General features: G+C 34.4%; 10 protein-coding genes and 1 tRNA gene. 2 read left to right on the plus strand and 9 right to left on the minus strand.

Annotated elements, in window-relative coordinates:
• From Q7P22_RS00085 to plsY, 7 genes are all read right to left on the minus strand, one after another.
• A partial coding sequence (locus Q7P22_RS00085) for an NAD(P)/FAD-dependent oxidoreductase (RefSeq protein WP_303859539.1) occupies positions 1-599 on the minus strand: 599 nt, incomplete at its 3' end.
• Between the two features lie 221 nt (positions 600-820).
• Positions 821-1,381: a glycerol-3-phosphate responsive antiterminator gene (locus Q7P22_RS00090; protein WP_303859540.1), complete on the minus strand. Its 561-nt coding sequence runs from the start codon at positions 1,379-1,381 to the stop codon at positions 821-823.
• A 428-nt stretch (positions 1,382-1,809) separates the two neighbouring features.
• Positions 1,810-2,259: a hypothetical protein gene (locus Q7P22_RS00095; protein ID WP_303859541.1), complete on the minus strand. Its 450-nt coding sequence runs from the start codon at positions 2,257-2,259 to the stop codon at positions 1,810-1,812.
• A 93-nt stretch (positions 2,260-2,352) separates the two neighbouring features.
• Positions 2,353-2,535 (minus strand): hypothetical protein, encoded by a 183-nt coding sequence (locus Q7P22_RS00100; RefSeq protein ID WP_303859542.1) that lies wholly within the window; start codon positions 2,533-2,535, stop codon positions 2,353-2,355.
• 533 nt (positions 2,536-3,068) lie between these two features.
• Positions 3,069-6,002 carry a vitamin B12-dependent ribonucleotide reductase gene (locus Q7P22_RS00105; protein ID WP_303859543.1) on the minus strand — a complete coding sequence of 978 codons (2,934 nt, stop codon included), beginning with the start codon at positions 6,000-6,002 and terminating at the stop codon, positions 3,069-3,071.
• Between the two features lie 192 nt (positions 6,003-6,194).
• A complete protein-coding gene (locus Q7P22_RS00110) occupies positions 6,195-6,359 on the minus strand; it encodes a DUF1540 domain-containing protein (protein WP_303859544.1) in 165 nt (54 codons plus the stop codon).
• A 63-nt stretch (positions 6,360-6,422) separates the two neighbouring features.
• Positions 6,423-7,007, minus strand: a complete 585-nt coding sequence (gene plsY, locus Q7P22_RS00115; RefSeq protein WP_303859545.1) for a glycerol-3-phosphate 1-O-acyltransferase PlsY — start codon at positions 7,005-7,007, stop codon at positions 6,423-6,425.
• A gap of 160 nt (positions 7,008-7,167) precedes the next feature.
• On the opposite strand from plsY, the gene Q7P22_RS00120 reads away from it, so the two are divergent.
• Positions 7,168-8,448, plus strand: coding sequence for a glycoside hydrolase family 18 protein (locus Q7P22_RS00120; protein ID WP_303859546.1), 1,281 nt, complete (start codon positions 7,168-7,170; stop codon positions 8,446-8,448).
• 217 nt (positions 8,449-8,665) lie between these two features.
• Here Q7P22_RS00120 and Q7P22_RS00125 read toward each other — a convergent pair whose 3' ends face one another.
• A complete protein-coding gene (locus Q7P22_RS00125) occupies positions 8,666-9,745 on the minus strand; it encodes a hypothetical protein (protein ID WP_303859547.1) in 1,080 nt (359 codons plus the stop codon).
• A 155-nt stretch (positions 9,746-9,900) separates the two neighbouring features.
• On the opposite strand from Q7P22_RS00125, the gene Q7P22_RS00130 reads away from it, so the two are divergent.
• Positions 9,901-10,458, plus strand: a complete 558-nt coding sequence (locus tag Q7P22_RS00130; RefSeq protein ID WP_303859548.1) for an NADPH-dependent FMN reductase — start codon at positions 9,901-9,903, stop codon at positions 10,456-10,458.
• Positions 10,459-10,722: 264 nt separating this feature from the next.
• Here the strand turns inward: Q7P22_RS00130 and Q7P22_RS00135 are convergent.
• Positions 10,723-10,798 (minus strand) — tRNA-Lys (locus tag Q7P22_RS00135).
• Positions 10,799-10,903 lie beyond the last annotated feature (105 nt).

Below are 10,903 nucleotides of genomic sequence, written 5' to 3' on the forward strand. Positions count from 1 at the left end.
CCTGCACAGTTGATTACTACTTTTGCTTCATATATACCCTCATTTGTAGTAATTCTAAAACCTGTTTCAGTCTTTTCAATTTCTTCTACTCTATTGTTAAGGGCAAGCTCTACACCATTTTCCATAGCATTTTCCATGCAGGCAATAGCTAATTCCCATGGACCAACAATACCGGCTGTTGATGCAAGAAGACCTGCTTTTACCTCTTTGTTTATATTTGGTTCTCTTTCTAATATTTCTTCTCTAGTCAATCTTTGTACTGGTACACCATTTATTTTAGATCGTTCTTCTAATTCATTTAGAGTCTCTATTTCCTCATCTGTCAATGCTATAGTGATGGAACCAATCTTCTTAAATGGTACATCCAGTTCCTTACAAATTTGAGGATACATAAGATTACCTTTTACATTAAATTCAGCTTTCTTTGTTCCTGGCACGGGATCGTATCCCGAATGTACAATAGCGCTATTGGCCATAGTAGTGCCATTTGCTATATCATTTGCTTTTTCAAGCACAAGGACTTTTGCTTCATATTTGGATAGTTCTCTAGCAATTGAGGTACCAATAATACCAGCACCGATAACCACTACATCATACATTATAATTCCTCCAAATTTATATTTTTCAGAGCTATGAAAGACTCATTCCTTTATTTTTAGATAAACAAAAAGCACATTAAACCGATTTTAATTAAAAATCGACTAATGTGCTTTCTCCCATTCTCTGCAACTATTAACTTAACTTTATTGTAGCACGATAGAAATAATACGTCAACATTATTTGAGAAATAATTCATGATATGAAAAACAGCTCGTCTTATTTATTCTCTATCATTTAATTTCCATAATTCACTATTCGATGTGGTCACTGCTACAGCACCTGCTTTAATTGCCTCTTCAATATCTTCAGCAGTAGTAATCAATCCCCCTGTTATAATAGGAATCTTTATATTTTCTTTTACTGTAGAAATCATCCTTGGCATTAAGCCAGGTAGAACCTCTACATAATCTGGTTTTGAGTTTTCAATGAGTCTATAACTCTTTTCTAGAGATTGACCATCAATTAAAAAGATTCTCTGAATTGCTATTTTATTTTTCTTCTTAGCCGTTTGTATGACACTAGAATGAGTAGAAATCAATCCTGCTAATTTTATATTCTGGCATAAGTATATAGCTGCATATTCATCCCTACTTAATCCCTTAATCAAGTCCACATGAATGATGATACTCTTTCTAGCCTTTTCAGCCATGGTAGAAATAGCATTTAATTGTCCAATGTGAAAATCCATAACAATGCAAAATTCATAAGAGCTTTTTAAAAATTTTTCAAAATCCTTCATAGTTGAAATAGCCGGCAATACTTTTTGATTGATTCCTTCCATATTTCTTCTCCTATTATCTTTTTACTTTATCATGTTAATTTTATAGTCCTTAGGAATCGAAAAGTCGATTCCTAAGGCGCGCTGCTCGCCAAATGAAAGTTTACGCTTTTTGTATAGATACAACTTTAAGGTTTACTGAAAACCATCATAATCCTTGAAATTCGTCTCCTAATATTTGTTAATAATACAATTCTTGAACTGAATGATTAGGTGCTCTTTTCGTACATACAACTTCGAGGTATACTATAGATGTATATTATACAGGAATTGAATACACAAAGTAACTCTTTCCTTCACTAAAAGCTAATACTACTTTTAAAAGTTTAAATATATTTAATAATAATGCTCAAATTACGCTATTTTGAAAGAAACCTCGTAAAATTACTTTAGTTCGTAATTTATAAATATTGCAACTTTACAATTGAAATCTAATGTCCCCTTAAGTCAAAATCAAGTAACGAATTATTATTCCCCCAAGAATAAACGACGTAATAACCATTAAAATCAACGGTATCTTTTAAACTATCAAACTCTAAATAGCCATGTTCAATAAACTTAATTTGACTACTTTTTTGTTCAGAAACTAAATAACTCCAATCATTCTCACGATATTTCGAATAATAATTATCTAATGCTTCCCGTGTTAATTGTGACTTAACAAGTATTGCCCCTAAATATTGCATCCCATTACCACTTCCTACAAGTTTCCCAGCTTTAGAGGTGTAATCAATGATTTCTGTATCTTCTGGTAGAGGTGTATTCCTCAGTCTTTTAGATACACTTAAAGCTATCATGTCATTTCCTACTGGAATACCGACAATTAGTAATACTAACATTAAGGCTACTATAATCATTAGTATCTTCCCTATTTTCATCATACCAACTACCTCTCCTAATAAATATACTTTACCTTAAGCCATAGATATTTCTTCTGAAGATACAATAAATCTATAATATATCACATTTTCATACTAATGCGTAAAATAAGAAGAATATATTACTCCTACAATTACAACTCCAAGCAATAATCTCATCATGCTTTTAATCTGTTTCAGCGATTCCTTCTTATTCATTATTTTTCCAATAACGAGTGTTGTACCAATAAAAAGAATCCAGGTGAACACCTGCCACGAAAACCATCCTTCAAAACCCATAAGATTCCTCCTATAATAGTTACAAAATACTTCTCATAATTCTACTGTGCGTTATCAAATAAAGATGTTATTCACCAATAATCAAAAGGCATAACATGTTAATATCTGATTAAATGTCTTTTGTCCATCAACCAAATAGCTAATTATAGATAATCTTAATGGTAGGGTAAGAGCTTCTGGGATGTTATTTATTTTCATTTGCCTTATTCCCACCGTATTTTAAAAGCATTGCCACAAAAATGTAACCTACTGATATTGCCAGATAATAATAAAATCGCTTTTCACAAATTTACCTCCTATAATTCACCTTATATTATAAAGTAAATTTACAACATGTCAATGCCTGTATATATTTCTCCTAAACAAGGTAAAAAACCACCACATCATAAATGATATGGTGGTTTACTTATTAGATTATGCATATAAGCAATAGTTTACGTATGCATTTTATCTTAGTTTAGGGATATAACGTAGTTGTACTAGCATAGGTCAAAGTTGTGTTTCTACTCTTTCGCTTGGCTCGTTAGTTCACGTCAACTACACCCTGTTGTTGTTCCACAGTCTAAACATACTTTACAGGTTCCGTTTTTTACCATACGGGCCCCACCACAGCTAGAACATGTCTCTCCGTAGATTCTTTCACCTTCAACTTCAGTTGATTCTTTTGATTTTTTTTCTTGAACTACATCTACTTCCTGGCTCATTTGGTTTACAAAGGTAAAGGTCTGTGGTTTGACTTGGCATCTGCTAAAATCTCCAAGTTCAATGTCTATAATCTTGCTCAACAAATCAGAAATGGAGCTTGCAAATTTAATATAAGGGTGTCTGGCAACAAAACCAGATGGTTCATATTGTTGCCCTCTAAGCATTCTCGCTATTTCTTTTGGAGGAATATTGTATTGCAACATATTAGACAAAGATTTTGATAAAGATGCTAAAAGACCTTTTACAACAGTTCCTTCTTTATCCGTAGATACAAAGACTTCTGCCATTTTTCCATCCTCATAAAAACCAAGGGTAATATATAATTCAATATCTCCGATTTTTGCAGCATGGGTACGACTAAGTCTCATGCCGCCAGGTTTTTTTCTATTCGGAACATTCTTTATACAATTGCGGCTATACTCTAATAATTCCAAATATTTGTATTCTTCTAATTGTTTTTCTTTTTCATGGCTGGTACCACTCGTTAGTGGCTGACTTACTTTACATCCATCCCTATAAATTGCGATAGCTTTAGCACCTGTTTGCCAAGCTAATTTGTGAATATTAGCCACATCATCTACCGTAGCATCATTTGGGAGATTTACGGTTTTTGATACAGATCCACTGATTAGTGGAGTAATAGTCGATACCATAAGCACATGACCCTCTGGTCTTATCTGGTTTGCCGTATCGAAAATCTTATAATGCTCTTCTTTTAAATGAGGCGCACCTACTACGCTATCATGTTTAACTACACCGTCTCGGTCCTTTTCTAATATATAATCCATAATTTCATTGATTTCATTTTCTTTATAGCCTAAATTTTCTAAACAAATGTTTAGCACTGGATTAACCATTTCAAGACTGCTACCACCAATTAATTGTTTAAAAACAATATGGCTATAGAAAGGTTCGATTGAAGTTGCACCACAATCCATAGCTAGTGAAATGGTACCTGTTGGTGCAATAACACTGACTTGTGCATTGCGGTAGCCGTAGTTTTCACCATTTTTCAGGGCATCTTTCCATGATTGTTTTAATGTATGGCTAATATTATCTAAGTCCATTTTTCTAAGTAGAGAGTGATTGATTTCTGTTGGTTTATAATGAAGTTCTTCGTAACCACCTTCTAATACACCAGCTACCCGACTGTGATTTCTTATAACTCTTAACATGTATTCTTTGTTGACTTCATATTTTTCAAATGCGCCAACTTTTTTAGCCATGAGGGCAGAAACTGCGTAAGAAGTACCTGTCATAATTCCTGATAGAGCTCCTACTAAATTCCTGCTCTCTTCAGAATCATAGGGTAAGCCAAAAGCTAATAGTAGAGATGATGTATTAGCAATACCTAGACCTGTGGTTCTAAACATATAGGTTTTACGTGCAATGTCTTTTGTAGGAAATTGTCCCCAATGAATGGACGCCTCTAATACAAGTTGTATTAGGCCTACTATATGTACAAACCCCTCTACATCAAATGTTTTTTCTTTGTCCTTATAAAATTTAAAAACATTGATAGATGCTAGATTACAAGAAGTATCATCTAAAAAGGCGTATTCTGAGCAAGGATTCGTAGCATTAATGCGGTTGTACTTAGCTCCTACATTTCCATCTTCCCCAGCTGGGCAAGTATGCCAACTGTTAAACAAATCATCAAATTGTAAGCCAGGATCTGCGCATTCCCAGGCAGCTTTATTGATTAAATCCCAAAGATAACTTACCTTTAAAGTCTTATTAACAGAGGAATCTATTCGCCCTGCAAGCTCAATTTCTACATCTGGATTTTTATCTAAGTTAAAGACACTTTTCATAAACTCTTTGTTTAGTCGAACAGAGTTGTTGCTGTTTTGACCCCCTACCGTAGCGTAGGCTTCGCCTTCCATAGATGTGTCATAACCCATCTTGCCTAAGTCTCTAACCTTCTTTTCTTCTTTAGCCTTCCACGTAATAAAACTTTCGATTTCTGGGTGATCAATATCGTTTATCACCATTTTTGCAGCTCTTCTAGTCGTTCCACCAGATTTTATTGCCCCTGCATTTCGATCTAATCCTTGCAAAAAGCTCATCATTCCTGATGAATAACCACCATTAGATAATCTCTCGTTTAATCCTCTTATAGTAGAAAAGTTCGTTCCTACTCCAGAGCCACCTTTAAATAATTTTGTCTCGCTAACATATTGATCTGATATAGAGTGTTCTCCTAAGAGTTTATCTTCCACAGAAAGAATAAAACACGCAGAGGCTTGAGTCCTGGTGTATCTGTCTGGACTTTCCACTACGTTCTTTTCTTTTTCATCATAATAATAAAGCTCGTCTTTTTCACCTTTAATGCCATAACTATTATATAAACCTGTATTAAACCATTGAGGAGAATTAGGTGCCCACATTTGATTTAATAATCCGTAAACTAATTCATCGTATAGTATGCTATATTCATTCTCTGTTGAAATTACACCTTCATCCTTTAGTGCATCAACCCAAAAGCAAACCAGTCTATGTGCAACTTCTTTCATACTTCTCTCGTATCCAAATTCGTTGCTGACGCCTGTTTTTCTGAAATATTTTGTTGCAATAATATTACATGCTGTCTGACTATAGTGCTCGGGGAACTCTAAATTTTTCATATCTGCAATAACTTTGCCTGTCTTCCAATTCTTCATTAGCACATCAATGCTCTTCCAGTCAAATAAATCATAAACTGTCAGCAAGTGATCTTGTTCTAATTGTTTTGTAAATATTCTTTTAATTACCCTATCCATATTCGAAACATCTACCTCCTCTATATATTGTATCTGGAATACTCATCATACCATACATATGGTACTTCTGGACATAAAAAATTGATTTAGAACAAATATTCTAAATCAATTTTTCTTTGCCTAACCTATTATATACTATAAAGATTTTATTATCAATCTTCAACTCATATAGGTTTATTCTTTTTTTAAGATTTACCTAAGTTCGCTTTCAAAGCTATGGCAATCTGTTTCTTTTTGATTTCTTGCCTGAGCTGCATTTTTTGTGACTTGAATTTTATCAAGTGAACAATAATCCTGGTTTTTAGCGTGATATTTACATTCTTCAACTGTACATCCGATACTGTTGTTTATTTTCATTATAGTCACCTCCAATTCTCTATTGTAGTATGACTATTTTTTATGTAAATTATTCTTCGCTCATTATAATTTTAGTTTGTTTTCGGTACCTTTTACAAGCCGTCCAATATTTGCTCTGTGCTTATAAATGACAATAGCTGCAATGATAAATGCAAAAATAAAATTTTGAATCCCCCTTGAAAAGGCTAAATTGACCAAAGGAAAAATTGCCATACCACAAATGGACCCAAGGGAAACGTATTTACTCACTGCTATAATAACAATTCCAATAGCAATACAAACTAACGCTACTGTGGGGTCATATACCAAAAATACGCCAATAGAAGTTGCAATGCCTTTTCCCCCCCTAAAACCCATAAGTGCCGGCCAATTATGACCAATGACAACAGCTAATCCACATAGAATCGTCACTACTTGACTAGAGCCAAAGAATCTCCCAATGAGCACAGCTATAACACCTTTTAATACATCTCCTATTAAAACCATAACCGCGTACTTTCTGCCTAGTACTCTTAATACATTGGTTGTTCCCGCATTTCCACTGCCAAATTCACGTATGTCTTTTCTAAGTTTGAATTTTGTAAGCAAAAAGGAGAATGAAATACTTCCAATAAGATAACAAATGATTACGATTATAATGTCCTTCATACCATCATCCTTTATTTATTATTCTTGATATTTCAATTATAGCAAAATATACTTTACTATATCTATAAAAATCCAAAATAGCACTTTTTTTTATTCTAGTAAACATTAACACATTTTAACCCATCTGAATATACTGTTAAAAATAAGGGGAAGTGATTTTTTGCAAATTCATGTTGTTCGATCAGGAGACACACTATATGGGTTATCTCAATCATATAATCTACCGATAGAAACTATAGTTAGTGATAACGCCATCTCCGATCCTAGTAGATTAGTCGTAGGTCAAGCATTGGTTATAAGAATTACAGGAAGCTATTATTGGGTTTCACCAGGTGATTCTCTCTACATAATTAGTCAACGTGTAAACGTACCTGTAGATGTCCTCATACAAGTAAATAATATTCAAAATCCAAATCAATTGCCTGTGGGATTAAGATTATACATTCCACCTCGTCCCAGGCCTCCAAAAGAAGTAGCCGCATATATTGATACCCAGACAACAATGGAACGAACTGGTGAAGAAGTTAGGGCTGTAGGAGATCAATTAACTTATTTAAATATTTTTAGTTACGCTGTAGATGCAAATGGCAATTTAACTCCACCAAATGATGAACCTGCACTCATCGCGGCTTATGAGCATAATGTAGCCCCCCTAATGGTCTTAACAAACTTTGAAGATGGAACCTTTAGCAATGAAATTGCTACCGCCATTCTCAATGATCCTGCCCTTCAAGATGCTCTTTTAGCAAATGCACTATCTATCATGGAACAAAAAGGTTATAGGGGTATTGATTTTGATTTTGAATACGTTGGCGGCGAAAATCGAGAAGCTTATAACGCTTTCATTGCAAAAGCAGCTGATTTCTTTCAGCCAAATTATTTTGTGTCTTCTGCATTAGCACCAAAATTGTCTACAGATCAAGTAGGTACCCTATATGAAGGTCATGATTATGCTGCACATGGTCGAGTTCTAGATTTTGTATTTCTCATGACATATGAATGGGGTTGGTCTGGGGGCCCACCTATGGCTGTTAGCCCTCTTAATGAAGTGAGAAGAGTTTTAGAATATGCCATTACCCAAATACCTAGAGATAAAATCATGATGGGCATTCCTCTTTATGGATACGATTGGACACTCCCCTATGTCCCTGGCGGACAATGGGCTAGAGTTGTCAGCCCAGTAAGAGCAGTAGAACTTGCTCTTCAGTATAATGCTAGAATCGAATACGACTACGTTGCTCAAGCTCCCTATTTTAACTACTGGGATGAGCAGGGTCGAGAACATGTAGTATGGTTTGAAGATGCTCGAAGTATTCAAGCAAAATTCAATCTCGTAAAGAGCTTAGGCATACGTGGATTTTTCTATTGGGCACTGGGAACGGATTTCCCACAAAATTGGCTGCTCATCGAGGAGAATTTTACAGTTGTTAAGCAAGTCTAAAGCTACCATCGCTCTAAGGTTACAATTTGCGTGTCAAAGATACGATCCTGCTCTCAAAATAAGGAGACAGTAGTTCGGGTTAAAAGGAAAGTTTTGTTACTATAGAATTTGGCAGATAATTTTCTTCTGATTATCTGCCCTTTTATTACCGAAGCACTAAATCAAACCTATATCTTATAATTTAATATCATACTTTGCCTAATTCCTCAACAACTATTCAACAATCGTTAATCCTACTCTTTATTACATTTTTCCCATATCGTTCTCGAAACCACCATCTTACTAAAACAAATATAAAGACAAATCCAAGGTAACCAATGAGCGGATAAAGAATAGAAACTAAGTCTGTAAAGCCAACAAAGCTCAACAAATACGCTATAAGAACAAAAACACACAAAATCTTTTTAAATTTACGAGATCCTTGTTTTGCGAAACGAGCGGAAAAAGCATAAAACATGCCTATAGCTGTATTACAGATCATTCCAAACAAAATAATTGCCATAACAAAACCTAATTTAGTTGATATAGACGAAACTAGCTCTAATAATGGCATATCATACCCAGCAATATATATTATTTTACCAAACATGGCTAAATGACTTAAAAAAATCAAAATACCTACAATCATTCCTCCTAAAAGTCCTCCAGCAGATGCCATTTTTTCATATTTTTGTGCTCCCCCAATTACCAAGGCCATAGGTGCTCCCAAAGCAGTATTAAATGACACATAATTCATTGCAGAGATAAACCAGTTCGAAAAATTTTTCGGTTGTATTAATGCCACTTCTTGCAATTGATTAAACGTCTGATCTATTGTGTTAATCGAATAAAGACAAGTGATCACAATAAACATGATTAAAAAAGGAGTAATATAACCTATGGTAGAAATAACCCGGTCTGTATTCATCATACTTACGATTACAATCAATAAGGCCATTAATGTGCTTCCTACAATAATAGGAAAACCAAACTGTTGTTTTAAATTAGCACCTGCTCCAGCAATCATTACTACGCCAACACAAAATAAAGTAAAAGTCATGATAATATCTAACATTTTTCCAAGGCAATTTCCACCAATTTTATATATTACTTCTTTATGAGAATTCGCCTTCATAATACATCCAGTTTGGACAAGTAGCTTACCGCTAATAGCAAAAAGTATTATTGATACCATTGTGCCTGCAGTACCTATGATGCCATAAGAAGTAAAATACTGCAATATTTCCTGCCCTGAAGCGAATCCAGCACCTACAATAACGCCTATATAAGCAAGGGCAATTTTAAAAGATTTCATCATATGGTATCCTCCTAATATACTATCTTTAATTGTACGCATTTGAAGTTCGCTTTATTCATAAGTAGTGATTTTAGACTTTGTTAATCATTCGTTGTTATTTTTTAATAAATTTGGGTAATATTAAATTGTACAACAATTTATAAGGAGGAAATTTCATGACAAAAATAGGAGTTATAATAGGGAGTACTAGACCAGGAAGAAACGGCGAAGCAGTGGCAAAATGGGTATATGAAAACGCAAAGAAAAGAGACGATGCGGAATTTGAACTAGTAGATATAGCAGATTACAATTTGCCTTTATTAGATGAACCTTATCCAGCTGCAATGGCTCAGTATACAAAAGAACACACAAAAAAATGGGCTGCTAAAATTGCCGAATTTGATGGATATATTTTCGTTACTCCTGAATACAATCACTCTACATCAGGGGCACTAAAAAACGCTATCGATTACCTAGCCTCAGAGTGGAACAATAAAGCTTGTGGTTTTGTAAGCTACGGAAGTGCCAGTGGAGTACGAGCAGTTGAGACCCTCCGATTAATAGCAGGCGAACTTCAGATGGCTGATGTCCGTGCACAAGTAATGTTCAATTTGTTTACTGATTTTGAAGATATGAGCGTATTTAAACCAAATGATCGCAGTGAAGGCTCCTTAAATGAATTATTAAATCAGTTGATTCCTTGGAGTAATGCGTTAAAGACTTTAAGGAAATAAGTGGTCAGAAAAAACATTAGCCACCAATGGTGGCTTTAAGGTAAAAAAAGAGGTAAGTGCAAAATATAGCATTTGCCTCTTTTTATGTATTAAAATACTGAAATTAAACTATACAGGTTTGCTAAATTCCTTTGAATATATACTTTATATGCATCTAATCAAATTATAAGAAATTTCCCCACAGTAGTTAAATAGTTATTGTAAATAAAAAAACGACTCTGAATTTTCATTCAAAATCGTTGCTATCAATTACTTTAAAATAAATGGTGATCCATCCGCGACTCGAACGCGGGACACCCTGATTAAAAGTCAGGTGCTCTGCCAACTGAGCTAATGGATCACGTTGATTAATGAATAATTGTTAATATTTCATTAAAAATTGGTGGTGGAAGATGGATTCGAACCATCGAAGGCTGAGCCGACAGATTTACAGTCTGTTCCCTTT

The sequence above is a fragment of the Alkalibaculum bacchi genome (genome assembly GCF_937875145.1).
Lineage (GTDB): Bacteria > Bacillota > Clostridia > Eubacteriales > Alkalibacteraceae > Alkalibaculum > Alkalibaculum bacchi_A.